Genomic DNA, 283 nt, shown 5'->3' on the forward strand with positions numbered 1-283 from the left:
GTACTTAAGACCTAATACTAGTTCCATTTTTTTCTCCAAAGTTTCAATTGTAATTAAAGTTAAATATTAAAGGTAAAGATTATAAATTAGTGATTATCTGAACTTGCCATGCTTAGGTAAACAATGGTCAGCATCATAAATAAGAATGCTTGCAGTGTAATAACTAAGATATGGAATACTGCCCATACAAAGTGCAGTGGTAACTGCATAAAACCAATTGCGCCAATCAAGATGAAAATCAATTCACCTGCATACAAGTTACCAAATAAACGTAGTGCTAACG

General features: G+C 32.2%; 1 protein-coding gene. It reads right to left on the bottom strand.

Annotated features, from left to right (window positions below):
• Window positions 1-86: 86 nt before the first annotated feature.
• A partial coding sequence (locus tag AAEY68_RS20895; RefSeq protein ID WP_350586805.1) for a F0F1 ATP synthase subunit A occupies window positions 87-283 on the bottom strand: 197 nt, incomplete at its 5' end.

The sequence above is a fragment of the Pseudoalteromonas sp. RB2-MNA-CIBAN-0110 genome, from assembly GCF_040309305.1.
Lineage (GTDB): Bacteria > Pseudomonadota > Gammaproteobacteria > Enterobacterales > Alteromonadaceae > Pseudoalteromonas > Pseudoalteromonas arctica.